The sequence below is a fragment of the Pseudomonas sp. PDM20 genome, from assembly GCF_014852575.3.
Taxonomy (GTDB): domain Bacteria; phylum Pseudomonadota; class Gammaproteobacteria; order Pseudomonadales; family Pseudomonadaceae; genus Pseudomonas.
The window spans coordinates 4,755,349-4,778,910 of record NZ_CM181224.1 but is presented as its reverse complement, the minus strand read 5'-3'; the positions used below and the strand labels follow the sequence as shown (position 1 = coordinate 4,778,910).

Here is a 23,562-nt window from a genome sequence, read left to right as displayed (position 1 = left end):
CCCATGACCGATACGACCCTGTACGACTACCTCGAACGCATCGCCAGCCTGATGCGTGCCTGGGCCCGCGAGCAGCCGCTGATGGCTGATCTGCAGCCGATCCAGCTGAGCGCACTGAACTACCTGGCGCGCTGTAACCGCTATTCGAATACGCCGCTGGGGGTGACGGACTTCCTTGGGCTGACCAAGGGCACGGTGTCCCAGTCGTTGAAGGCACTGGAGGCCAAGGGGCTGATCGCGAAGCGTCCGGATGCGCAGGACCGTCGCAGTGTGCACCTGGAGCTGACGCCGGAGGGCAGGGGGCTGATCGATGCGCTGGTGCCGCCTGCTTTTCTGCGCCGCGCCGAAGAGTCGCTGGGGGAGCGCAGTGAGTTGCTGGTCGAGTTGCTGCGCGAACTGCTGGCGACCGTGCAGCGCCAGGAGAACGTGCCGGGGTTCGGTCTGTGCCGTACCTGTCGCTTCCACCAGAAGCTGGATGACGGCGCGCTTTGCGGGCTGACGGGGGAAAGACTGGAAGCGCGTGAGGGCGAACTGATCTGCCGCGAGCACGCAGCGCCTGACGAGGCGGCCTGAGCGGCCTTCTCCGGAAAATTCACGGCCATGAAAAAGCCGGGCATCTGCCCGGCTTTTTCATGGCACAGAAGTTATCAGAAGCGATAGGTCATCTGCGCGGTCAGGCCGTGGGCGCTGTTGTCGTACTTGGCGCTGTAGGCCGGCTGCAGTTGCATACCTGCCAGTTCCTGACCGTCCGGCTGGTTTACGCCGGCGGTGGATTCCCACAGGTAGGCGTAGGCCACGTCGAAGGTCATGTCGGCGTTAGGCGAGTAGCCGGCGCCCAGGGTGAAGATCTTGCGATCGCCCACCGGGATACGCACGGTACGGTGCTCGTTGGTGGTCGGCGACGGATCGTAGGCGAAGCCGGTACGCAGGACCCACTGGTCGTTGAACTGGTAGGAGGTACCGATCGCGGCGGACCAGGTGTCGTGCCAGCTCAGGTCTTCGCCGATGGTGTCGAAAGCGGCCAGCGGGGCGCCGGTGTTCTGTACCTCGATGGACTTCAGACGGCTCCAGCGCGTCCAGGTGGTGCCACCGTAGACGGTCCAGCGGTCATCCAGCTTCTGGGTGATGGACAGGTCCAGGGACTCGGGCAGGGTGATGTCCAGGCTGGCGTCCATGCGCGAGTCGAACAGGCCGGCAGGCGAGTTGGACACGGTGGTGTGGCCTTCGAGCTCGTACTTCACCTTGGAGTGGTAGGTGGCGCCGATGGAGGTGCTGTCAGTCGGGGTGATCAGCAGGCCGACGTTGAAACCGGTGGCAGTGTCGTCGCCCTTGATGCTGATCTTGGTGTCGCCGCCGTTGCCACCCAGGGCGCCGTTCAGCGCGCCGGTGTTCAGGTAGTTCTCCAGCTTGCCGTCGATGCGGTTGATGGTCGGACCGAAGCCGACCGCCACCACGTCGTTGAACTTGTAGCTGATGGTCGGCTGGACGGTGATCACCTGGACCTTGCTGTAGGAACCGTGGGAACGGCCCTGGAAGCCACTTTCGTAGTCGTTGATGATGCCGTAGGGCACATAGACGCCCAGGCCGATGCTGACCTTGTCGTCCAGCGGGGTGGAGAAGTAGCCGAAGGGAACGGCAGCAACCGGGACGGAGTCACCCTTGTTGGAGCCCGAGGCAGAGCTGTGGGCGTCGCTGATGTCGTCCTTGGCGGACACCACGGCCAGACCGCCGCTGACTTCAGTTCGCTTGAGCTTGGAAATGCCGGCAGGGTTGCCGTAGATGGTGCTGGCGTCCAATGCCGAGGAAGCGCGGCCCGCGTAGGCGGTACCGGCGCCGCTGGCGCTCTGCTCGTTGATGGCGATGCCGTTGGCAAGCACCTGAGCGGAGGCAGCGCTAATGGTCAGTGCGAGGGTGGTCTTGAGCCATGTTGTTTTCATTGTAAGAGCAACTCCTGTGTTTATCGGCGCGCAAGCTACCAAGATTCCCGGGTCTTGGGTAGTGGTCGGCAGGCGCTCTACCTTGGGCTTCGGGGCTCAAACGAGCGTTCCATCTGAATGATGTCCGTTCGTCGCTGTATGTAAATAATTTCTGACCGATCGGTCACCATCTGGATGAGGGATGTTCAGGCGACCCGACTGAAATTTCCGACGTAGCTGTGCCAGGCGTCGACGAAGTCGTGGAGGCGTCCGTGAGGGTGGAAAACCTGGCGCCACACGCGTGCCAGCTCCATGGGGTCGTCCGTCAGCGGCAGGGGCAGGTGCTCCGCCTCAACCAGCATCCAGGCGATGGCGGTGCTGTAGCGCAGGTTGACCGTGAGTTCGAGGTGCGGTGCGTCGAGGAAGGCATGCTGGCTGGCCAGCCCTCGCACGCGGCTGGCCAGCTCGGGGTCCAGCGCCAGGAATCCATCCCAGAGCGTCTGGTGCCGTTGTTCACCAATGCGATACAGCCCGTGGCCATGGCTGTCATCGAGGGCGCTCCCCAGCGCCGACTGACAGGCCGCTGCCCCCAGCAGCAGCGATTCGGCCGCGACACTGTGACGCCCCAGATAATGCAGGGTGGGGCGAATCACATACTGGCAAAGATCGTTCGCGGCGATTCCCATGACATCCTCGTCATCAATGACCGGCGGGGCTGGGCGTCTTGGCAGCTTCTGATGATTATCCTCGGCCCCGCCGGAAGCGGACTTAGCCGCTCGAATTGAAGTGTAGTGCGATGAAGATGATGTAAAGGCCTGTTTTTAAACTGTTTGGTCGGCGCAGCTTTCCTTCATATTCCTTCTGGCGATTAGATGCTCGGTGGTAACTCCGGCATCGCAGAGAGCTTTTCCTCGGCCTCTTCGTGGCCCTGGTCCGCCGCCTTCTGGTACCAGGCGCGGGCCTGTGCGGGGTTCTTCGCCACGCCGCGACCCTTGGCGTAGCTTTCGCCCACCTCGTACTCGGCGTCCACGTCGCCCTGTTCGGCGGACAGCAGATAGAGGGCGAAGGCCTTCTTGTAGCTGCGGGTCACGCCGGTGCCGTTCTCGTACATGATCGCGAGGTTGTACTGGGCATCCTTGTCGCCCTGGTCGACGGCCTTCTGGTACCAGTACACCGCCTTGGTCGAGTCCTGCTCTACGCCATCGCCATTGTCGTAGGCGTTGCCGAGGTTGTACTGGGCGCAGGCGTGGCCCTGCCTGGCGGCTTTTTCGTACCAGTAGGCGGCTTTCTCGTAGTCCTGGTCGTACTCGTCACTGCCGGAGTCGTACTCCAGACCCAGGGTGTACTGGGCGCTGGCGTGGCCGGCCTTGGCCGCTTTCACCAGGTCCTCGCCGTAGAGGTCGGACCACTGGTCCTGGATGGCGCAGGGCGTTGCTTCCAGCGCGACGGCATAGAGCGGGGTGGTGCTGCACAGGCCCAACAGCAGGCTGGCGAGCAGGGTTTGGCGGATGCGCGAAGGCATGGGATCACTCCTTTGAAGAATGGGCACGAGTCTGACCGATGCCCTGACACCTATCCATAGGAACGGGAGGCGCCGGTGTGAAGCGCCTTCCGTTTTTTCCGCCAGAGCGGGGAGGTCAGTCGCCTTTTGCCACCGGGCGGCGGGCATCGGTGATCCATTCGCTCCAGGAACCGGCATACAGGCGACCCAGCGGGTAGCCTGCCAGGCTCAGGGCGAACAGGTTGTGGCAGGCGGTGACGCCGGAGCCGCAGTAGGCCACCAGGTCTTCGGCCGGGCGTCCGCGCAGCAGGCCGGCGAAGCGCTGGTGCAGATGTTCCGGGCGCAGGAAGCGGCCGTCGTTGCCAAGATTGTCGGTGAAGGCGGCGCATTGGGCGCCGGGAATGTGCCCGGCGACCGGGTCGATGGGTTCGACCTCGCCACGGAAACGCGGCAGGCCGCGGGCATCGATCAGCGGCAGTTCGGCCCCGCCGAGTTTCGCGGCCAGTTCGCCGGCGCTGATCAGCAGGCTGTTGTCCGGCTCACCCTTGAAGTCGCCGGGGCGCAGCGGTGTTTCGGCGGTCGTCAGGCGCAGGCCGGCGTTGCGCCAGGCGGTTAGGCCGCCGTCGAGCAGGTACACGCCCTCGCTCTTGCCCAGCCACAGCAGCAGCCACCAGGCGCGGGCGGCGAAGGCGCCGGGGCCGTCGTCATACAGCACCACTTCACTGTCGGCGTTCAGGCCCCAGGCACGCAGGTGTTCCTGCAGATGCTGCGGATCGGGCAGCGGATGGCGCCCCGTGACGCCCGGAATCACCGGGGAGGAAAGGTCCCGGTTGAGGTCGGCGAAGTGCGCGCCGGGGATGTGGTTCTCCAGGTAGCTGCGAGCGCCGTAGGCCGGGTCTTCGAGGGCGAAACGGCAGTCGAGCAGGACGAGATTCGGGTCATCGAGGCGGGCGGCCAGTTGCTCGGGCGTGAGCAGGCGGGCTTGGGTCATGGGCGCGTTCCTGTGTCGTGACGGGGCTTGGGCGCATCATAAGGCTTGTACGATGAAAAGTTGGTGGGAGTTGGCGAACATGCACGACCAGCAATCGGCACCGCGCAAGGCGGGCCCGCTGCGCGTCGCCCTGGTGGGACTGGCGACCGTTCTGATTACCCTGGGCTACAGCGTCCGGGTCCTGACACTGGGAGCCATCGGCCGGTTGCGCCGCGCCAAGGTCGACGGTTTTACCCGCGACTGGTCCGGTAGCCTGCTGCGCCTGACCGGCGCGCGCATGAGTCGCCATGGGGAGGTGCCGGACTTCGGCGATGGTCGTCGCTATATGATCCTCTGCACCCATTCCAGCTTCTACGACATCCCGGCGATCTTCGTGACCATGCCCGGATCGATCCGCATGCTCGCCAAGCGCGAGCTGTTCGCCGTGCCGGTCTGGGGCGCGGCGATGCGCGCGGCGGAGTTCCCGTCCATCGACCGGCACAACCGCCACCAGGCCATGGCTGACCTGGCGAAGGCGCGGGAAATGATGGAGAGCGGCATCGTCCTCTGGGCCGCGCCCGAGGGCACGCGCTCCAAGGATGGCAAGCTGCAGCCGTTCAAGAAGGGCTGCTTCCGCCTGGCTCAGCAGACCGACGCGATCATCGTCCCGGTGGCGATCCGAGGCATCCAGCAACTGCTGCCGGCGGGCGGCCTCAAGCTGAACCTCGGCATGCCGGTGGAGGTGCATGTCGGCGCGCCGATCGATTCCACCCGGTTCACCGAACACGGCGTCGATGCGCTGATGGGCGAGGTGCGCGAGCGCATGCTGGAGCTGCTGGAACCCGCTGCCGCGCCTGCACCGGCGCCTGCCCTGAAGGAGCAGACGCCGGCCTGAGCCGTTACTGAATCCGCAGCCGGCCGATGCGGTCGTTCTCCAGGCTGCCCAGGTAGAGCACGCCGTTCACCGGCTTGGCCGAAGTCACCATGCGCAGGTGCTGGCCGCTGGTGTCATGCAGGCTGCGCACGATCTGGCCTTTCTCGTTCACCTGGATCACCAGGCCGTAGGGCACCGGCTTGGGCAGCACGGCGCGCGGCAGCTTGGTGAGCTGGCGTTTCAGCCAGGGCATCTGCTGGATCATGTCGGCGTCGGCCTTGCGCGGCGAGGGCAGAGCAACCCAGAAGGTGCCGCTGCGGTCGCTGGCAAGGTTGTCCGGCAGGCCCGGCAGGTTGTCGATGAAGACCTCGTGCTGCCCGGCCTTCTCGCCCTTGAGCCAGTAACGGGTGATGCGGTAGCGGTAGGTCTCGTTGACCAGCACGAAGTCCTCGTTCTGCGACAGCGCCACGCCATTGGCGAAGTACAGGTCCTTGAGCAGCGTTTCGGTCTTGCCGGTGGCCGGGTCGTAACGCAGCAGGCGACCGTGAGGGCGGGCTTCGAGCAGGTCGAGGATGTAGTCGGGCTGGTGGAAGCGGCTGGACGCGTCGCTGAAATAGATGCGGCCATCGCTGGCGATGTCCAGGTCGTCGGTGAAGGCGAAGGGAACGCCGTCGGCCGAATCGGTCAGCACGCGGATCTTGCCCTGCGGGTCGATCTCCAGCAGTCCCTTCCAGGCGTCGGCGACGATCAGCTTGCCGCTCTTGTCGAACGCCAGGCCCAGGGGGCGGCCGCCGGTCTCGACGAAGGTCTCGGCCTTGCCGTCGGCGCCGATGCGCACGATGCGCCCGTCATCCAGCCCGGCGAAAACCCGGCCCTGGCTATCCACGGCGGTGTCCTCCGGGCCGACGATCTGGCCCTGGGCGAGCAGTTCGGCTTTCATCAGGGTGTCGTTGGGTTCCATCACGCCGGTCATCGGTGGCGCCTTGGGCGGCGTCCAGGCCAGCGGGTCGATGGGGCTGGGCGTGAGCGCCAGGTAGACCGCGACGGCTACGGCCAGCAGGACGACCAGTCCGAGAAGCTTTTTCATGCGCAAGCTGCCTTCTTGTTGTTGTGGGCGGGGCAAAGCGTAGAGATTGCCATGCAGTTGTCACAGACCGATGGCCGAGTGGAATGCTCGCACATCATGCATCTCTATATACTGCGCGCACCGAAACGAAGGAGATGTTCGTGACTGTCCTCGACATTCAGTGGATTCGCGACGATGCCACCCTGGAGCGCAAGTGCCAGGACTGGAAAGAACTGCCTTACCTCGCGCTCGATACCGAGTTCATGCGTGTCGATACCTTCTACCCGGCTGCCGGGCTGGTGCAGGTGGGCGACGGCAGCGGCGTGTGGCTGATCGACCCGCTGCTGATCCGCGACTGGTCGCCGTTCGCTGCCGTGCTGGAGTCGCCGGTGGTGGTCAAGGTGTTCCATGCCTGCGGCGAGGACCTGGAAGTCTTCCAGCGCCTGACCGGCAGCCTGCCGCAGCCGCTGTTCGACACCCAGCTGGCCGCCGCCTACCTGGGCATGCCGCATTCCATGGGGTATTCCAAGCTGGTGCTGGAAATCCTCGGCCTCGACCTGCCCAAGGACGAAACCCGCTCCGACTGGCTGCAGCGTCCGCTGACCGACATGCAGGTGCGCTATGCGGCCGAGGACGTGCAGCACCTGGCCGAGGTCTACGTGAAGCTCGCCCCGCGCCTGAGCGACGAGAAGCTGCAGTGGCTGCTGGCCGACGGCACCGACCTGACCAGCAACCAGAGCCGCGTCAGTGACCCGCAGGAGGCCTACCTCGACGTCAAGCTGGCGTGGAAGCTGGGTCGCCAGCAACTGGCCGTCCTGCGCGAGCTGTGCGTCTGGCGCGAGGAGCAGGCGCGGTTGCGCAACAAGCCGCGCAACCACATTCTGCGCGAGCACACGCTGTGGCCATTGGCGCGCTTCCAGCCGGCCGACAAGGTCGCCCTGGCGCGTATCGACGACATGCACCCGCGCACCGTGCGCCAGGACGGCGACACCCTGATCGCACTGATGGCCCACGCGGCGAAGCTGCCCGAAGCCGTCTGGCCGCAGACCCTGCCCGAGCCGCTGCCGCGGGAGATCACCCCGGTGCTGAAGAAGCTGCGCGAAGTCGGCCAGAAGGAAGCCGAGCGCCTGGAGATGGCGCCCGAGCTGATGCTGCGCAAGAAAATTCTCGAAGCCCTGCTCAAGACCGGTTGGCCCAACGGCCCCTACCAACTGCCCGATTCGCTGCAAGGCTGGCGCCGCGAGCTGATGGGGCAGGCCCTACTGGACAGCCTGGCTGCCCCTACTGCCGAATAACGCGGAAAGCACCGATATGAAACGCATCTGCTCCATCTACAAGAGTCCGCGCAAGAACGAGATGTACCTGTACGTCGACAAGCGCGAAGCCCTCAGCCGCGTGCCCGAGGCGCTGCTGGTCGCCTTCGGCGCGCCGCAGCACGCCTTCGATCTGGTGCTGAGCCCCGAGCGCCAGCTCGCCCGGGAAGACATCAACGTGGTGCTGGAAAACATCGAGAAACAAGGTTTCCACCTGCAGATGCCGCCGGCGGAGGAGGAGTACATCCAGCATCTCCCTGAGGAATTGCTGCGCCGGAACGACCCGGTCTGATCCGGACCGCATCGTCACTCCCTTCAGGCCGCGTATTCGCCCAGTGCTGGCACTGTGCAAATATGCGGCCTGAGCGCATTATGCAGGGGTAAAAAGGGTTCAACGGAGCGGAACGCTTGGTCTCTGGCTGTGTCTATAGCCGCCTGACTTCCCTAGAACTGACGACGATTTCCCCAGGGAAGCTCCCTTGAAGCGAGTCCAGATGCGCCAGCCGGAAATACTCCACCGTTCGAAGCGAAAGGCCTGACCATGCGCCTGCTCGTACTCGATCGCGAACACGCCCTCTACGCCGCCCTGCTGATGGCGGCCGAGCCCCGGTTGACGGTGATCTCCGGCAACAACCCCGACACCCTGGTGGAAGCGGCGGCCGAATGCCCCGTGTGGCTCGGCGAGCCCACCCTGGCGGCGCAACTGTTGCGCCAGGGCGTGCACCCGGTATGGATCCAGTCCAGCTGGGCGGGCATCACCCCGCTGCTGGCCGACGACCTCCCCAAGGATTACGCCCTGACCCGCGCCGTCGGCATCTTCGGCCAGGTCATGACCGAATACCTGCTCACCTACATGCTCGCCCACGAACGTCAGTTCCTCGGCCGCCTGGCCAGCCAGGTCGGTGTACAGTGGGACGACCGCGCGCCCGGCAGCCTGAGTGGCCGGCAGATCCTCATCGTCGGCACCGGCGAGATCGGCCAGGCCGTGGCGCACATGCTGGCGCCCTTCGGCGTGGAACTGGTTGGCGTGGCGAAGACCCCGCGTTCGCTGGTGCCGTTCGGGCGCATGGGCGGGCTGGATGACCTGCCGCGCCTGGCCGAGACCGCCGACTACGTGATCAACCTGCTGCCCGACACGCCGGAAACCGCGGATATCTTCAACCTCGCGCTGTTCCAGCGGATGAAGCCCACCGCGCTGTTCCTCAACGCCGGGCGTGGCACTTCGGTGGTGGACGAGGACCTGGTAGCGGCGCTGGAAGCCAACCAACTGGCCGGTGCGGTGATCGATGTCTGCCGCCAGGAGCCGCTGCCGACTTCGCACCCGTTCTGGCACACGCCGCGCCTGCTGCTGACCGGTCATACCGCTGCGCCGACGCTGCCGAGCCTGCTGATCGACCTGTTTCGCGACAACCTCACGCGCTTCTGGGCGGGGCAGGCCATGCGCGGCGAGGTGGACTTCTCCCGCGGTTACTGACCGCTGCGGACATGAAAAAGGCCCCATTCGGGGCCTTTTTCTTTGGGCTTTTCTGTTGGAGCGAGGGGGACGCCTAGTTACTGCTCGCGAACCGGGGCACTCCGCAGTCAACCTGTAGGAGCGCGCCATGCCCGCGATCGCGCGCATGGCGCGCTCCTACAAGGGGTATTGCCCGTCAGAGCGAGAAATCACCCTCGGCCACGATTTCCGCCAGCGGACGGCGTGCATTGGGCACTTCGCGGGCCTGCAGGCTCTCGGCGAGGATCGACTTGTCGCCCAGCTTGCCGATGGCGATCACCGCGTGGATTTCATGGTCCGCCGGGACCTTCAGCTCCGTGCGCGCCAGTTCGCGGTCGAAGCCGGCCATGCCGTGGGTGTGCCAGCCCGCCAGGCTCGCCTGCAGGGCGAGGAAGCCCCAGGCGGAGCCCGTGTCGAAGCTGTGCCACAGGGCGGGCTTCTCCTCGCTGGAGCCGGGCGGGGCGAAGGTGGTCTTGGACAGCACCACCACCAGCGCCGAGGCGTGCTGCGCCCAGCCGCGGTTGAACTCGCCCAGCAGGTTCAGGTAACGCTGCCAGTTCGGCGTGTCGCGCAGGGCGAAGAGGAAGCGCCAGGGCTGCGAGTTGAAGGAGGACGGCGCCCAGCGCGCGGCCTCGATGAAGCTCAGCAGGGTCGCTTCGGGAATGGCTTCGCCGCTGAAGGCGCGGGGCGACCAGCGATTGATGAACTGCGGGTCGATCGGGTGCTCGGAAACGCGAGGGTTGGCGCTCATGGTGGCTCCTTGAAGGGCGTGGAATCTGCCGATGGTGCCGTGGTCGGCCGGGCATCGCGGTGGGGTCGGGCGGTTGGCGGGTCTCGCGGCGCTGGCAGAAGGCAGGCGGAGCGGGCCCGTGGGGCGATCAAACTAACCAGCGCGGCCCGCTCTGGCAAGCGCTGCGCGGTCAATGGTCGCCTGCGCTTGGCCTGCGCGCACGACGGGCTTAGACTTTGCGCCCCGTGAAATTGCCCCTGACTAAAAAATGGCCGCCAAAGTCGAACCCTTCTGGAAACGCAAGACCCTCGACCAGCTCGATCAGGAAGAGTGGGAGTCGCTGTGCGACGGCTGCGGCCTGTGCTGTCTGCAGAAGCTGGAAGACGAGGACGACGGCACCGTCTACTACACGCGCATCGCCTGCAAGCTGCTGGACCTGAAGACCTGCCGCTGCACCGACTACGCCAACCGCCGCGCCAGCGTCCCGGACTGCATCCAGCTCACCCCGGCCCAGGCCGACGAGTTCCAGTGGCTGCCGCCGACCTGCGGCTACCGCCTGGTGTCCGAGGGCAAGGACCTGCCGCTGTGGCACCACCTCGTCTGCGGCGATCCGGACGCGGTGCACCATGAACGCATCTCCCAGTCCGGGCGCATGCTCGCCGAGGGTTCGGTGCCCGAGGACGACTGGGAAGAGCACCTGATCTTCCGCGCTGGCTGATCCTTCCGTCAGCAGCGGCCCCCGTGGCATGCTGCGCGTCTGCCGTCCCGGAGCCGCGCCATGCCCAGCCTCGAAAGCCTCAGCCTGTTCTTCATCGCCACCCTCGCGCTCAACCTCACGCCCGGGCCGGACATGCTCTATGTCGCCTCGCGTTCGGCTGCACAAGGCACGGCGGCGGGCCTGATGTCGACCCTCGGGATCGGTGCCGGCTGCGTGGTGCACATGCTGGCCGCGGCGTTCGGCCTTTCGGCGCTGCTGATGATGTCCAGCGTGGCTTTCGGTGTGCTCAAGTGGCTGGGCGCGCTCTACCTGGTCTGGCTCGGCGTGCAGCTGGTCCGTGGCGCCTGGCGCGAGCAGAAACGCACCGAGCTCGAGCCCGCGCGCCTGAGCCGGGTGTTCCTGCAGGGCATGCTGGTCAACGTGTTCAACCCCAAGGTGGCGCTGTTCTTCCTCGCCTTCCTGCCGCAGTTCGTGCCCGCTGGCAGCCCGAACTTCGTGCTGCAGATTCTCTGCCTCGGTCTGCTGTTCAACCTCGGTGGTTGCCTGGTGAACGCCGTGGTCTCGGTGGTCGCCGGACGGGTCGGTCATCGCGTGGGCAGCAACCCGACCTGGCGGCGCTGGCAGCAGACGGCTTCGGGCGGGCTGATCGTCGCCATGGGCGTCGGCCTGGCTGTCAGCAGCCGACGCTGAGGGGTATTCAGGCCGGCGTGCGTAGCCAGTAGCAGGCTTCCTCGCCGGTCAGCGGAGCTTCTTCGTCCGGTAGCTCCACGCGCTTCTCCCACAGCGGGAACCAGCGGTCGTCCTTCACGTCATCGATAGTGGCCGGGCGCACCTTGGCGCGGAAGCGCCTTTCGCAGGCGCCCCACTGCACGTAGTTGACCTGCGCCTCGATCAGGCTCACGGCGTTGGCGCCACCGCGCGCGTCGGGGAAGCAGAGCTGCAGGTGGTCGTCTTCCCAGAAGCAGATCTCGCAGATTTCGTACGACCCCGGAGGGTCGCCGAAACTGAAGTAGCCGCAGCAGGGGCAGGTGTAGAGCATCAGGCGTTGCCTTCGATGCCCAGTACCTTGAACAGGAAGGCGTATTCCAGCGCCACGTCCTTCAGGCCCTGGTAGCGGCCACTCATGCCGCCGTGGCCGGCGCCCAGGTCGGTCTTGAGCAGCAGCAGGTGCTCGTCGGTCTTGCTGACGCGCAGCTTGGCAACCCACTTGGCGGCTTCCCAGTACTGCACGCGGCTGTCGTTGTAGCCGGCGACCACCAGCAGGGCGGGGTAGTCCTGCGCGCTGACGTTCTCGTAGGGCGCATAGGCGCGGATGCGGGCGTAGACCTCCGGCTCCTGCGGGTTGCCCCACTCGTCGTACTCGGTGACGGTCAGCGGCAGGTCGGGGTTGAGCATGCTGTTGAGTACATCGACGAAGGGCACTTCGGCGATGGCCGCGGCGAACAGCTGCGGGCGCTGGTTGAGCACCGCGCCGATCAGCAGGCCGCCGGCGCTGCCGCCGCTGATCGCCAGCTGCGCCGGGGTACTGTAGCCGTGGCGGAGCAGGTGTTCGGCACAGGCGATGAAGTCGCTGAAGGTGTTCTGCTTGTGCTCCAGCTTGCCGGCGCGGTACCAGGCTTCGCCCAGTTCGCCGCCGCCACGCACGTGGGCGATGGCGAAGACGAAGCCGCGCTCCAGCAGGCTCAGGCGGGCATGGGAAAACCAGGGGTCGAGGCTCTCGCCGTAGGCGCCGTAGCCATAGAGGTAGAGCGGCGCCGGCTTGCCGCGGGCGATGTCTTCCAGCACCTCGCGGCGGCCTACCAGGCTGATCGGCACCTGCACGCCGTCGGCAGCGTCGGCCCAGAGGCGGCGGCTTTCGTAGGCGTCGGCGTCGAACGGACCTTCCACCGGGGTCTGCTTGAGGACTTTCTGTTCGCCGCTGGCGAGGTCCAGCTGGCGGATCTGCGCCGGGCGGTTGAGCGCCTCGTAGCGCAGGCGGATCACCGCGCTGTCGAACTCCAGGCTGTCCTGCACGTAGAGGTTGTAGGCGGCGTCCGGCAAATCGACGCGGTGCGCTGGCCGGCCGTGTGGGTGGACTTCGACGATCGGCAGGCCGCCTTCGCGCAGGCTCAGGGTGAGCGCGCTGGCGCTCAGGGTCAGGCCTTCGAGCATCACGTCGTCGCGGTGCGCCACCAGCTCGATCCAGTGCGCGCGGGTCGGCTGCGCTTCGCTGGCGTGGTAAAGGGCGAAGTTGATGCCGGTCTGGTTGCTGCGGATCAGCCAGGCCCAGTCATCCTCAAGACGGCCGTGGTCCGGGTAGTACTCGTGGCCTTCCTCGCGCGGCGCCAGGCAGACGAACTCGCCCTCGGGCGTACTGGCGTCCAGCACCCAGGCTTCGCTAGTGGTCTTGCTGTTCAGCAGCAGAATCAGCTGGCGCTCGGAGCTGGCGCGGTAGCAGTTGAGGAAGAAGCGCCCGTCGGGCTCCTCGAAGATCAGCTGTGCGCCGCTCTCGCCCAGGCAGTGGCGATAGAGCTTGTGCGGGCGGTGGGTATCGTCCAGCTCGCCGAAGAACAGGGTGCGGTTGTCGTTGGCCCAGGTGAGGCTGCCATCGCAGTCGTCGAAGGGCAGGGTGGTGACGCTGCCGTCAGCCAGATCCTTCACATAGAGGGTGTATATCTCGTCGCCGCTGGTATCCAGGCTGTAGGCCAGCTTCGAATGATCGGGGCTGATGCTGAAAGCGCCGACCGACAGGAAGCCGTCGCCGGCCAGCTCGTTCGGGTCGAGCAGCAACTGCTCGGCGCTCTCCTCGACGGTCAGCGAACCATCGGCCGGGCGCGGGCTGCGGTAGTGGCGCGGGTACTCGTCGCCGGCGGTGGTGCGCTGGTAGTAGAGCCAGGGGCCCCAGGGCGTGGGCAGCGACAGGTCGGTCTCGCGGATGCGGCCCTTGATCTCCTGGAACAGGGTTTCGCGCAATTTCGTCTGAGGAAGAAGTCGATCTTCCAGGTAGGCATTTTCTGCTTTCAGGTAGTCGAGGACGTCCTCGGCATCGCGGTTTTCCAGCCAGGCATAGGGATCGGCGGCGGCTTCGCGGCGGGCGATGGGGGGCTGACGGTCGGTCATGGCGGCTCCTCGGGGACGGCATGGATGACGCCCGGCTGCGCACCCATGGGGAAAAGCAGCTATCATACGCACCCCTCTGTCGACACCGCACGTACGCACGCGCATGAACGAACACGATTACACGCTTGCCTGGGGCGCTTATATTGCCGCCGGCCTTGGCCTGACCCTGGTCTGGTTCCTGATGACCGGCTGGATGTGGCGCTGGCTGCGCGAACCCCTGCGGGTGATCGTCATCGTCCTGTTGTTCACCCCGACCCCGGTGGACCCGGCGAACAACCTGTACGCCCCGGCGATCGCCATTACCGCGCTGGACGTGGTGTTCAAGGTTGGCAACAACGCCTGGCGCGCCGTCTCCGACCTCGCCCTGGTGCTGCTCGCCGCGTTCGGCCTGTACCTGCTGTTCGTGCTGATCCGCTGGCCACTGGAGCGTTCGCTGAAGAAGCGCCGCCAGGACAAGGAAGCGGAAGACGAGCCGACCCTGCGCCAGCTGATGCAGCCTGAACTGGTGGAAGGCGTGAACTCCCACCCCAGTGAGCGGCACGACAATCGTGCGCGGATCGAACCGCGCCTGTAGACCGACCTTGCGTCCTGCCCCGCACGCGTCCAGCATGAACTGAACGGCCTTTCGAGGAGTTCCCATGGACTGCGTGTTCTGCGCCATCGCGGCCGGTCGCGTGCCGGCCCGTATCCTCTACGAAGACGACCATTTCATCGTGCTGCTGGACATCTACCCGCTGCGCCCCGCGCACCTGCTGCTGGTGGCCCGCGAGCACGCGACCTTCCTGCACCAACTATCCGAAGCGGCGCAGCAGGACCTGATCCCGCTGGCCGAGCGCATGGAGCGCGTGCTGCGTCGTGCCGGCTACGGGCGGGTCGGCATCAATCTGCTGGTGAACGATGGCCCCGCGGCCAACCAGCACGTCGAACATTTTCATCTGCACCTTATCCCGCGTGAGCTGAACGACCTGCCGGCCCTGCTGCTGCGCGTGCTCACGCGGTTCCTGCCGCTGGGGCGGAAAAGGATGCAGAATCGCCTGGAACGCGAGCTGCATCAGCTGCGCGAGGCACTGATGGAGGAGAACTGATTCATGTGCGAGTTGCTCGGCATGAGCGCCAACGTCCCGACGGACATCGTCTTCAGCTTCACCGGGCTGATGCAGCGCGGCGGCGGCACCGGCCCGCACCGCGACGGCTGGGGCATCGCCTTCTATGAAGGGCGCGGTGTGCGGCTGTTCCAGGACCCGTCCGCCAGCGTCGATTCGGAAGTCGCGCGGCTGGTGCAGCGCTACCCGATCAAGAGCGAGGCGGTGATCGGCCATATCCGCCAGGCCAACGTCGGCAAGGTCTGCCTGTCCAACACCCACCCGTTCGTGCGCGAAATGGGCGGGCGCTACTGGACCTTCGCCCACAACGGCCAGCTCGCCGACTTCCATCCCGAGCCCGGTCTCTACCGCGCGGTGGGCGACACCGACAGCGAAGCAGCCTTCTGCGATCTGCTCAACCGCGTGCGCCGTGCCTTCCCCGAGCCAGTGCCGGTGGAGGTGTTGCTGCCCACCCTGGTCACCGCCTGCGCCTCCTACCGCGAGAAGGGCGTGTTCAACTGCCTGCTCAGTGACGGCGACTGGCTGTTTACCTTCTGCAGCACCAAGCTGGCCTGGATCACCCGCCGCGCGCCATTCGGGCCGGCACGCCTGCGCGATGCCGACGTCACGGTGGACTTCCAGTCGGAAACCACACCCAACGATGTGGTCACGGTGATCGCCACCGAACCGTTGACCGACAACGAAAGCTGGACCCTGATGCAGGGCGGCGAATGGATGCTCTGGTGGCGTGGCGAGATCGTCACCCAGGGCCGCATCTGATCGGGACGTGAAGCATTCCCGGAATGCCGGTGCGGCAAGCGGGAGAATCCGGCGTCGCCTTGCACATCCATAAGAACGAAGGGGGAAAGAATGCTGCGCAGCTACGTACGCATGGTGCTGTTTGCACTGGGGCTGATGGTCGCGGTCCAGGTGCCGGGCTTCATCAAGGATTACGCGCAACGCGTCGACGCCCATCGCATCGAGGCGACCCAGGCGCTGCAGGGCTTCAAGGACACATCGGGGCAGTTCTTCAAGGGTGACCTGAGTGCCCTGGTGGCGCATTACCGCGGGAGTGCCGACCCGGTCTTCCAGCGTGACGCCGACAACATCGAGCGCCTGATGCGCCGTGCCCAGCTGTTCGAGAATGAATGGCTGGCCCTGCAGGGCCCCTGGTACCAGCGCGCCCTGCACATGGTGACGGCGCCAAACCATGAATTGCTGCAGGAAACCTACGAGAACTACCGCTACCAGGTGGTGCTGGAGCCCGAGGCCATTGGCTGGGCGCTGGCCGGCGGGCTGCTGCTGGCGTGGATCGCCGAGGTGCTGATGGCTTCGCTGGCAGCCCTGGTTGGCCTGGGGGACAACCGTCGCGCCTCGCGGCGGCACTGGAACTGACGGTTTTTCATAAGGGCGCGCTCCAGCAGGAGCGCGCCTGACTTGGCCTAGCGCGCCAGCGCTTCCTCCGGCGATTCGTGGCGGCGGTAGGGGAACACGTCGATCACTTTCCCCGCGCGAATCTGCTCCTGCAGTCCCTTCCAGTAATCCGCGTCGAACAGGTTGCCGTGCAGCTTGGCGAATTGCCGGCGCAGCTTCAGGTCGACGAACAGGAAGCGCGGGAACTCTTCCGGGAACACATCCATCGGCCCCACCGAATACCAGGGCTCGGAGGACATCTCGTCTTCCTCGTAGCGCGCTGGCGGGATGTGGCGGAAATGGACTTCGGTGAGGTAGCAGATCTCGTCGTAGTCGTAGAACACCACGCGGCCATGGCGGGTGACGCCGAAGTTCTTCAGCAGCATGTCGCCGGGGAAGATGTTCGCCGCCGCCAGTTGCTTGATCGCCAGGCCGTAGTCTTTCAGCGCTTCTTCCACCTGCGCCGGCGTGGCGTGCTCCAGGTAGATGTTCAGCGGGGTCATGCGGCGCTCGGTCCAGCAGTGACGGATCAGCACCACGTCGCCTTCGAGCATCACGGTGGAGGGCGCGACGTCCAGCAGTTCGGCGAGGCAGTCGGGGTCGAACTTGCGTACCGGGAAGCGGAAGTCGGCGAACTGCTGGGTATCGGCCAGGCGCCCGACGCGGTCATGATTCTTCACCAGCTGGTACTTCTGGATCACCGTGGCGTGGTCCACGGTCTTGGCCGGGTTGAAGTTGTCCTTGATGATCTTGAACACGGTGTTGAAGCCGGGCAGGGTGAACACGCTCATCACCATGCCGCGCACGCCGGGAGCCATGACGAAGCGGTCGTCGGTGGTCGCCAGGTGGTTGATCAGTGCGCGGTAGAACTCGCTCTTGCCCTGCTTGTAGAAGCCGATGGAGGTGTACAGCTCGGCGATGTGCTTGCCCGGCAGCAGGCGCTTGAGGAAGGCGACCATCTCCGCCGGCACCGGCGCGTCGACCATGAAGTAGGAGCGGGTGAAGGAGAAGATGATCGAGACTTCCGCCTCGTCGGTGATCACCGTGTCGAACTGGATGCCGCGCCCTTCGTGGTGCACCAGCGGGAACACCAGCGGCCACTGTTCTTCCGGGGTGAACAGGCGGCCGACCAGGTAGGCGCCCTTGTTGCGGTAGAACACCGAGCCGATCAGTTCGATGGTCAGAGTCGGGTCCTTGCACACCCAGTCCGGCAGGTTGGCGTGCAGCAGGCTGTCCAGGCGCTGCAGGTCGCGTTCGCGGTCATCGTAGTCCACGGCGAAACGGTAGTCGTCGAAGATGCTTTCCAGCGCCTGGCGCAGCTGGCCGCCGGGGCGGTAGATGCGGGTGTGCGGATCACGCGAATGGGCGCGCAGCGAGGGCCGGGTCGTGTGCACGAACATCGTGCCGTCGCTGATGTTGTCGTGGCTGAACAGGCCGCAGAAGATCGAGTTGAACCAGGTTTCCGCCAACTCATCGTCCAGGCGCGGGTCGATCAGGGTGATGTAGGCACTCTTGGCGATGGGCCAGCGCTCCACGTCCACCAGGTCGATGCCGGCCATGGCGCGGGTCAGTCTGCCCACGGTCTCGGCGACCATTTCCTCGTAAAGTTCGATGCGTTCGGCGGAGGCGCGCTGGGCTTCCTGCCACTGTGCCTGCTCGAAACGCGCGGGCGCCCCGGCGGTGATCTGGTGGAACTTCGCGCGGTAGTCGTCGAAGCCTTCGAGGATCAGGGTCGCAATCTCGGTCGCCGGCCAGTGATGAGCCATGGGAGCGCCTCTGCTGGGTTCTGGTGCAGCGAGCTTAGCCATGAGGAATCGGTTGGGAAAGGGCGGATTCGTCGGCATTTGACGCCGCTTTCCTGCAGATTTCGCGCGTATGCTGGTCAGCCCGTTCCCTCGAGCAATCGTTTTCGGCAAGGAGCTGATACCCGATGAGTGAGATTCACATCGAGCGCTGTACCGAACAGCACATCGACGCGTTGACTGCCCTTTACAACGACCCCGCCGTGGCTCGCCAGGTGCTGCAGATGCCGTATCAGGCTCCCGCCCTGTGGCGCAAGCGCATGTGCCTGGATGACGAGAGTCTGGTGACACTGGCGGCTGTGCATCAGGGTGAATTGGTAGGAACTGCCACCTTGGACAAGTGTTCGCGCGTGCGTCGTGGCCATTGCGGCAGCATCGGCATGGGCGTCGCGGTGGCTTGGCAGGGACGCGGCATTGGCACGCGGCTGCTGGCCGAACTGATGGACGTCGCCGACAACTGGATGGGCCTGCGTCGCGTCGAGCTGACCGTCTACACCGACAATGCGCCGGCCATCGCGCTGTACCGCAAGTTCGGTTTCGAGGTGGAAGGAACGCTGCGCGAATTCGCCCTGCGCGACGGCGTTTACGCCGACGTGCTGAGCATGGCTCGCCTGCGTCGTATCTGACAGTGGACTTTGAAAGTCAGCTATGGATGGATGGTGTCTGCCGCCGGCGTAGGCTGATGGCTTACCTGCCCTGGAGCTTTTCGCGATGAATCCCGCTGCTCTGCTGAATATGTTCGGGCTGGCCGCCATCTGGGGCGCCAGCTTCCTGTTCATGCGCCAACTGGGTGCCTGCCATCGGCGTGATGCCGACGGCGTTCTTCCGTGTGCTGCTGTCGGCCATCGGGCTGGTGGTGATCATGCTGGCCCTGCGCACGCGCTGGGATTTCCGCGGCAAGCTGGTGCGTCTTCTGCTGATCGGCGTGATCGCCTCTGGCATCCCGGTGCTGATGTACAGCCTGGCGGCGCAGTTCCTGCCGGCGGGGTATTCGGCGATCTTCAACGCCACCACGCCGCTGATGGGCGTGCTGATCGGTTCGCTGTTCTTCGGTGAGGCGCTCACCGGCGGCAAGGCGCTCGGCGTGCTGCTGGGGTTGGCGGGCGTAGCGGTGCTGACCCGCGCCGGCCCGGTCCCCTTCGATGTCCAGGTGCTCTGGGGCGCCGCCGCCTGCCTGGTGGCGACGACCTGCTACGGCTTCGCCGGGTATTTCACCAAGCGCTGGATCAACGACCAGGGCGGCCTGGACTTCGCCGTCTCTGCCCTGGGCAGCCAGATGGGCGCAACCCTGTGCCTGCTGCCGTTCTTCCTCGGTACCAGCCTCGACATGCCGCTGGCGCCGCTGGCCGACCCGAAGATCCTGCTGGCGCTGGCCGGGCTGGGCTTCCTCTGCACGTCCTTCGCCTACGTCCTGTACTTCCGCCTGCTGGCCAGCATCGGCCCGCTGAAGACCATGACGGTGACCTTCCTGATTCCGCCGTTCGGTGTGTTCTGGGGCGTGCTGCTGCTGGATGAGTCGCTTTCCTGGGCACACCTGCAGGGTGGTGTGCTGATTGCCCTGGCGCTGTGGCTGGCACTGCGCCCGGCGCCGCAGCCGAAGGCCGAGGCAGCCAACTGAGCGAAGCGCAGGCGAGGAGCGATCCTCGCCTGCGTCTTTCGGGGCCGGCTAGCGGTTATCCACAGCCTGTGTCGACTTGGATTCACTGGCCGGGGCTGCCGGGCGGAAGACCAGCATCAAGCCCAGCACGATCAGCCCCATGCCCAGCAGGCCAAGGGCGGACAGGCGATTGCCGAACACCGCGTAATCCATCAGCGCCGTGACCGCCGGCACCAGGTAGAACAGGCTGGTGACGTTGACCAGGTTGCCCGCCGCGATCATCCGGTAGAGCAGCACGGTGGCCAGCACCGAGACCATCAGGCCCATCCACAGCGCACTGAGAATGAACGCGGCGTTCCACTCCACATGCAGCGGCTGGAAGGGCGCGACGCCAATGCACAGCGCGAGCCCGGCCATGTACTGCAGGGGCAGTGTGCCCAGCGGGTTCTCGCGGATGCTCTTCTGCAGGATCGAGCCGCCGGTGATCGACAGCAGCGCCAGCAGGCAGCAGGCCAGGCCGGCGAAGGTCAGGCCTGACAGTCCGATGCTCTGGTAGACCACCATCACCAGCCCGATCAGACCCAGCGCGAGGCCGCCCAGTCGCGGGGCCGAATGCCGGCGTTCGAGCAGAAAGCTGGTCAGCATCGGCTGCACGCCCAGAACGGTGGCGATGACGCCGGGGGTGACGTGCAGGTCCAGCGCCATCAGGTAGAAGATCGGGTAGATGCCCAGCATCACCAGGCCGGTGAGCACGGCGTGGCGCACCTGCTTGCGCTCGCGCGGCCAGCGCAGGCCGATCAGCGGCGAGAGGATCAGCAGAGCCACCAGCGCGGTGCCGAAGCGGGCGATGAGGAAGACCATCGGCGAAGCATGGGCCAGGCCCCACTTGCTGATGATGGCGGCGCTGCTCCACAGCAGCACGAACAGGGAGGTGCTGGCCAGGGCGGCCAGGGAGGAACGGTTGAGCGAAATCATGCAATGCACCTGTCGTCAGGCAGATCACGACCGGCCATCAATAGGCCGGACACAGACCGGGCGCCGCGTCAGTTGAGCGCGGAAAACCAGGCGATGGAAAACGCGTGTGGCGTCAGAAGCTCACGCCGGGTGGCGGGTAGGCCGCACCGGGAGGCGGAGGCGACGCGACAGCGACGACAGGGGGCGGGGGAGGGCAGGCCGCGCCCGCACCCGCGCCGCAGGCCGGGGAGGCTGCAACGGTGATTGCCGGATCGGGCAATGGGTATCGGGACATGGAAGGCGAACCTGTTCAGTGGGGCAGCATCTGTGCTGCGTGGGCTGACTATAGCGGCCCGGATCGCCGCTGGCGAGCCCTGTGCGAGTTGCGCGGCAAAGCGCGACTTGCGCGACGAAAACGACAACGCGCGGCCGGGGCCGCGCGTTGTCAGGCAAGGGTGACGCTTACTTGCCGGTCTTGATGGTGTTCCAGGTGCGGGTACGCACGCGGTCGATCTTCATCGGCATGGATTCGAGGGCGAACAGCTTGGCCATCTTGTCCTGCGGCGGGTAGATCGCAGGGTCTGCCTTGATCGCCTTGTCCACCAGCGGGTCGGCAGCCAGGTTGCCGTTGGCGTAGTGCACGTAGTTGCTCACGCCAGCCATTACTTCGGGGCGCAGCAGGTAGTTCATGAAGGCGTAGGCGGCCTTCTCATCCGGCGCGTCGTTGGGCATGGCGACCATGTCGAACCACAGCGGCGAGCCTTCCTTCGGCGTGGAGTACTGGATTTCCACGCCGTTCTTGGCTTCCTTGGCGCGGGTGGCGGCCTGCAGGATGTCGCCGGAGAAGCCGACGGCTACGCAGATCTCGCCGTTGGCCAGGTCGCTGACGTACTTGGAGGAGTGGAAGTAGCGGATGTACGGACGCACCTTGAGCAGCGCTTCCTCGGCCTTCTTGTAGTCATCCAGTTTCTGGCTGTGATGCGGCAGGCCCAGGTAGTTCAGGGTGATCGGCAGCAGCTCCGGGCCGTTGTCCAGCACCGCTACGCCGCACTTGGCCAGCTTCTCCATGTACTCGGGCTTGAAGAAGATGTCCCAGGAGTCGATCGGCGCGTTGTCGCCCAGCACTTCCTTGATCTTGGCCGGGTTGTAGCCGATGCCGGTGGTGCCCCACAGGTAGGGGAAGCCGTGCTCGTTGCCCGGATCGTTCACTTCCAGTGCCTTCATCAGCACCGGGTTGAGGTTCTTCCAGTTCGGCAGCTGGCTCTTGTCCAGCTTCTTCAGCGCGCCGGCCTGGATCTGCTTGGCCATGAAGTGGTTCGACGGCACCACGATGTCGTAACCGGATTTGCCGGTCATCAGCTTGCCATCGAGGGTCTCGTTGCTGTCGTAGACGTCGTAGGTCGCCTGGATGCCGGTTTCCTTGGTGAAGGTCGGCACGGTGTCCGGGGCGATGTAGTCGGACCAGTTGTAGATCTTCACGTTATCGGCCTGGGCGGCGCCGGCGGCAACGGAGAGGGAGAGTGCAAGGGTGGAGAGCAACGGGGCGGAAATTTTCATTCTTGTGTTCCTGACAACGGTGCGGAAAGCCCGGGCCATCCGCGAAAGATGGGCGACGCTTCGTCGCGGGCTGCGCAAGAATTAACCATTTTGCCGGAACATGGCGAGGGGCCATGGCTGCCTGCGGGTCCGCAGACAGCGCATGTGACCCGAGCCGCACCGATTCGGAACGGCAGGTAGGAATCCGCCCCGCAGAGGGGCGGAATAGAGCTTACTGGACCAGTTCCTGGTCCTCGAACAGGCCGTCGAAGAGCATGGTGGAGAGGTAGCGCTCGCCCGAGTCCGGCAGCACCACGACAATGGTCTTGCCCTGCATGTTCGGCTCTTCGGCGAGCTTCACCGCGGCGGCCATGGCGGCGCCACTGGAGATGCCGCAGAGGATGCCTTCTTCCTGCATCAGGCGCAGGGCCATGTTCTTGGCGTCTTCGTCGGCGATGGTGGCGACGCGGTCGACCAGCGACAGGTCGAGGTTCTTCGGCACGAAGCCGGCGCCGATGCCCTGGATCTTGTGCGGGCTGGGCTTGATCTCTTCGCCGGCCAGGGCCTGGCTGATCACCGGCGAGGTGACCGGCTCGACAGCCACCGAGAGGATCGGCTTGCCCTTGGTGTTCTTGATGAAGCGCGACACACCGGTGAGGGTGCCGCCGGTGCCGACGCCGGCCACCAGCACGTCGACCGCGCCATCGGTGTCGTTCCAGATTTCCGGGCCGGTGGTCTTTTCGTGGATCGCCGGGTTGGCCGGGTTGTCGAACTGCGCCGGCATGAAGTACTTGGCCGGGTCGCTGGCGAGGATTTCCTCGGCCTTGGCGATCGCGCCCTTCATGCCCTTGGCCGGCTCGGTCAGGACGATCTCGGCGCCCAGGGCCTTGAGCACCTTGCGGCGTTCCAGGCTCATGGAGGAGGGCATGGTGAGGATCAGCTTGTAGCCACGGGCGGCGGCGACGAAGGCGAGGCCGATGCCGGTGTTGCCGGAGGTCGGCTCGACGATGGTCATGCCCGACTTCAGGCGGCCGCCGGACTCGGCATCCCAGATCATGTTGGCGCCGATCCGGCACTTCACCGAGTAGCCCGGGTTGCGCCCTTCGATCTTGGCCAGGATGGTGACGCCGCGCGGGGCGATGCGGTTGATCTGGACCAGCGGCGTGTTGCCGATGGACTGCGCGTTGTCGGCGAAAATGCGGCTCATGATGCGTTCCTTAGGTTCGGAGCTGTGCAGACCCAGCAGCCTATGCCCGGCGGGCTTCGTAGTCCAGTCGGCGGACCCGCCTCACTCGGGCTGCGCGTCGCTGAAGATGACCTCGATGGGCAGGCCGAAGACCCGGGCTATACGAAAGGCCAGCGGCAGGCTGGGGTCGAACTTGCCACTCTCGATGGCGATCACGCTCTGCCGCGAAACCTGCAGTTGCAGGGCCAGGTCCTGCTGGCTCCAGCCGCGTTCGGCGCGCAGTGCCTTGAGGCGATTGTGCATGGTTGCTCCT

At 65.7% G+C, this 23,562-nt stretch carries 25 protein-coding genes and 1 pseudogene; 13 read left to right on the top strand and 13 right to left on the bottom strand.

Annotation, left to right across the window (positions count from 1 at the left end):
- The first annotated feature begins 3 nt into the window (after positions 1–3).
- Complete coding sequence (locus IB261_RS21820) at positions 4–573, top strand: MarR family winged helix-turn-helix transcriptional regulator (RefSeq protein ID WP_081520299.1); 570 nt, start codon at positions 4–6, stop codon at positions 571–573.
- 74 nt (positions 574–647) lie between these two features.
- Here the strand turns inward: IB261_RS21820 and IB261_RS21815 are convergent, their stop codons facing one another.
- From IB261_RS21815 to IB261_RS21800, 4 genes are all read right to left on the bottom strand, one after another.
- Positions 648–1,937: an outer membrane protein transport protein gene (locus tag IB261_RS21815; RefSeq protein WP_081520300.1), complete on the bottom strand. Its 1,290-nt coding sequence runs from the start codon at positions 1,935–1,937 to the stop codon at positions 648–650.
- A gap of 185 nt (positions 1,938–2,122) precedes the next feature.
- Entirely contained in the window at positions 2,123–2,602 is a 480-nt protein-coding gene (locus IB261_RS21810; protein WP_045212402.1) for a hypothetical protein, read from the bottom strand.
- Positions 2,603–2,784: 182 nt separating this feature from the next.
- Positions 2,785–3,438, bottom strand: a complete 654-nt coding sequence (locus tag IB261_RS21805; protein ID WP_081520301.1) for a tetratricopeptide repeat protein — start codon at positions 3,436–3,438, stop codon at positions 2,785–2,787.
- A gap of 115 nt (positions 3,439–3,553) precedes the next feature.
- Positions 3,554–4,408, bottom strand: coding sequence for a sulfurtransferase (locus tag IB261_RS21800; protein WP_151187914.1), 855 nt, complete (start codon positions 4,406–4,408; stop codon positions 3,554–3,556).
- Between the two features lie 79 nt (positions 4,409–4,487).
- Between IB261_RS21800 and IB261_RS21795 the strand changes: the two genes are divergently transcribed.
- Positions 4,488–5,282, top strand: coding sequence for a lysophospholipid acyltransferase family protein (locus IB261_RS21795; protein WP_151187913.1), 795 nt, complete (start codon positions 4,488–4,490; stop codon positions 5,280–5,282).
- A gap of 4 nt (positions 5,283–5,286) precedes the next feature.
- On the opposite strand, the gene IB261_RS21790 is transcribed toward IB261_RS21795, so the two are convergent.
- Positions 5,287–6,348: an SMP-30/gluconolactonase/LRE family protein gene (locus IB261_RS21790; protein ID WP_151187912.1), complete on the bottom strand. Its 1,062-nt coding sequence runs from the start codon at positions 6,346–6,348 to the stop codon at positions 5,287–5,289.
- 134 nt (positions 6,349–6,482) lie between these two features.
- Between IB261_RS21790 and rnd the strand changes: the two genes are divergently transcribed.
- From rnd to IB261_RS21775, 3 genes are all read left to right on the top strand, one after another.
- Positions 6,483–7,622 carry a ribonuclease D gene (gene rnd / locus IB261_RS21785; protein ID WP_081520305.1) on the top strand — a complete coding sequence of 380 codons (1,140 nt, stop codon included), beginning with the start codon at positions 6,483–6,485 and terminating at the stop codon, positions 7,620–7,622.
- Positions 7,623–7,638: 16 nt separating this feature from the next.
- Positions 7,639–7,932 carry a YcgL domain-containing protein gene (locus tag IB261_RS21780; protein WP_045212389.1) on the top strand — a complete coding sequence of 98 codons (294 nt, stop codon included), beginning with the start codon at positions 7,639–7,641 and terminating at the stop codon, positions 7,930–7,932.
- Between the two features lie 249 nt (positions 7,933–8,181).
- Positions 8,182–9,114: a D-2-hydroxyacid dehydrogenase gene (locus IB261_RS21775; protein WP_151187911.1), complete on the top strand. Its 933-nt coding sequence runs from the start codon at positions 8,182–8,184 to the stop codon at positions 9,112–9,114.
- A 175-nt stretch (positions 9,115–9,289) separates the two neighbouring features.
- On the opposite strand, the gene IB261_RS21770 is transcribed toward IB261_RS21775, so the two are convergent.
- On the bottom strand, positions 9,290–9,883 hold the full coding sequence (locus IB261_RS21770; protein ID WP_081520307.1) for a nitroreductase family protein: 594 nt from the start codon (positions 9,881–9,883) through the stop codon (positions 9,290–9,292).
- Between the two features lie 247 nt (positions 9,884–10,130).
- Between IB261_RS21770 and IB261_RS21765 the strand changes: the two genes are divergently transcribed.
- Both IB261_RS21765 and IB261_RS21760 read left to right on the top strand, forming a co-directional pair.
- Complete coding sequence (locus IB261_RS21765) at positions 10,131–10,580, top strand: YcgN family cysteine cluster protein (protein ID WP_081520308.1); 450 nt, start codon at positions 10,131–10,133, stop codon at positions 10,578–10,580.
- A gap of 60 nt (positions 10,581–10,640) precedes the next feature.
- Positions 10,641–11,270: a LysE family translocator gene (locus IB261_RS21760; protein ID WP_081520309.1), complete on the top strand. Its 630-nt coding sequence runs from the start codon at positions 10,641–10,643 to the stop codon at positions 11,268–11,270.
- A 7-nt stretch (positions 11,271–11,277) separates the two neighbouring features.
- Here the strand turns inward: IB261_RS21760 and IB261_RS21755 are convergent, their stop codons facing one another.
- Together IB261_RS21755 and IB261_RS21750 are read right to left on the bottom strand one after the other, a co-directional pair.
- A complete protein-coding gene (locus IB261_RS21755; protein ID WP_081520310.1) occupies positions 11,278–11,619 on the bottom strand; it encodes a CPCC family cysteine-rich protein in 342 nt (113 codons plus the stop codon).
- Positions 11,619–13,679 carry a S9 family peptidase gene (locus IB261_RS21750; protein ID WP_192381164.1) on the bottom strand — a complete coding sequence of 687 codons (2,061 nt, stop codon included), beginning with the start codon at positions 13,677–13,679 and terminating at the stop codon, positions 11,619–11,621. Before IB261_RS21750 ends, IB261_RS21755 begins: the two co-directional genes overlap by 1 nt.
- A gap of 103 nt (positions 13,680–13,782) precedes the next feature.
- On the opposite strand from IB261_RS21750, the gene IB261_RS21745 reads away from it, so the two are divergent.
- The 4 genes from IB261_RS21745 to IB261_RS21730 all read left to right on the top strand — a co-directional run bounded on the left by IB261_RS21745 (position 13,783) and on the right by IB261_RS21730 (position 16,156).
- Positions 13,783–14,253, top strand: coding sequence for an MFS transporter (locus tag IB261_RS21745; protein WP_081520312.1), 471 nt, complete (start codon positions 13,783–13,785; stop codon positions 14,251–14,253).
- A 64-nt stretch (positions 14,254–14,317) separates the two neighbouring features.
- Complete coding sequence (locus tag IB261_RS21740; protein WP_081520313.1) at positions 14,318–14,764, top strand: HIT family protein; 447 nt, start codon at positions 14,318–14,320, stop codon at positions 14,762–14,764.
- Between the two features lie 3 nt (positions 14,765–14,767).
- The gene (locus IB261_RS21735) at positions 14,768–15,541 is read left to right on the top strand and encodes a class II glutamine amidotransferase (RefSeq protein WP_151187906.1); all 774 of its coding nucleotides are present in this window, start codon (positions 14,768–14,770) and stop codon (positions 15,539–15,541) included.
- Positions 15,542–15,631: 90 nt separating this feature from the next.
- A complete protein-coding gene (locus IB261_RS21730) occupies positions 15,632–16,156 on the top strand; it encodes a DUF2937 family protein (RefSeq protein WP_192381165.1) in 525 nt (174 codons plus the stop codon).
- A gap of 47 nt (positions 16,157–16,203) precedes the next feature.
- On the opposite strand, the gene aceK is transcribed toward IB261_RS21730, so the two are convergent.
- Positions 16,204–17,940, bottom strand: coding sequence for a bifunctional isocitrate dehydrogenase kinase/phosphatase (aceK, locus tag IB261_RS21725; RefSeq protein ID WP_151187905.1), 1,737 nt, complete (start codon positions 17,938–17,940; stop codon positions 16,204–16,206).
- A 164-nt stretch (positions 17,941–18,104) separates the two neighbouring features.
- On the opposite strand from aceK, the gene IB261_RS21720 reads away from it, so the two are divergent.
- Together IB261_RS21720 and IB261_RS21715 are read left to right on the top strand one after the other, a co-directional pair.
- Complete coding sequence (locus tag IB261_RS21720; protein WP_081520316.1) at positions 18,105–18,602, top strand: GNAT family N-acetyltransferase; 498 nt, start codon at positions 18,105–18,107, stop codon at positions 18,600–18,602.
- 85 nt (positions 18,603–18,687) lie between these two features.
- Positions 18,688–19,594 (top strand): annotated as a pseudogene (locus IB261_RS21715) (DMT family transporter).
- 48 nt (positions 19,595–19,642) lie between these two features.
- Here the strand turns inward: IB261_RS21715 and IB261_RS21710 are convergent.
- From IB261_RS21710 to IB261_RS21695, 4 genes are all read right to left on the bottom strand, one after another.
- The gene (locus IB261_RS21710; RefSeq protein ID WP_192381166.1) at positions 19,643–20,548 is read right to left on the bottom strand and encodes a DMT family transporter; all 906 of its coding nucleotides are present in this window, start codon (positions 20,546–20,548) and stop codon (positions 19,643–19,645) included.
- Positions 20,549–20,989: 441 nt separating this feature from the next.
- A complete protein-coding gene (locus tag IB261_RS21705) occupies positions 20,990–22,084 on the bottom strand; it encodes a polyamine ABC transporter substrate-binding protein (RefSeq protein WP_081520319.1) in 1,095 nt (364 codons plus the stop codon).
- Between the two features lie 211 nt (positions 22,085–22,295).
- Positions 22,296–23,270 carry a cysteine synthase A gene (cysK, locus tag IB261_RS21700; RefSeq protein ID WP_081520320.1) on the bottom strand — a complete coding sequence of 325 codons (975 nt, stop codon included), beginning with the start codon at positions 23,268–23,270 and terminating at the stop codon, positions 22,296–22,298.
- 81 nt (positions 23,271–23,351) lie between these two features.
- Positions 23,352–23,552: a helix-turn-helix transcriptional regulator gene (locus IB261_RS21695; RefSeq protein WP_192381167.1), complete on the bottom strand. Its 201-nt coding sequence runs from the start codon at positions 23,550–23,552 to the stop codon at positions 23,352–23,354.
- Between the last annotated feature and the right edge of the window lie 10 nt (positions 23,553–23,562).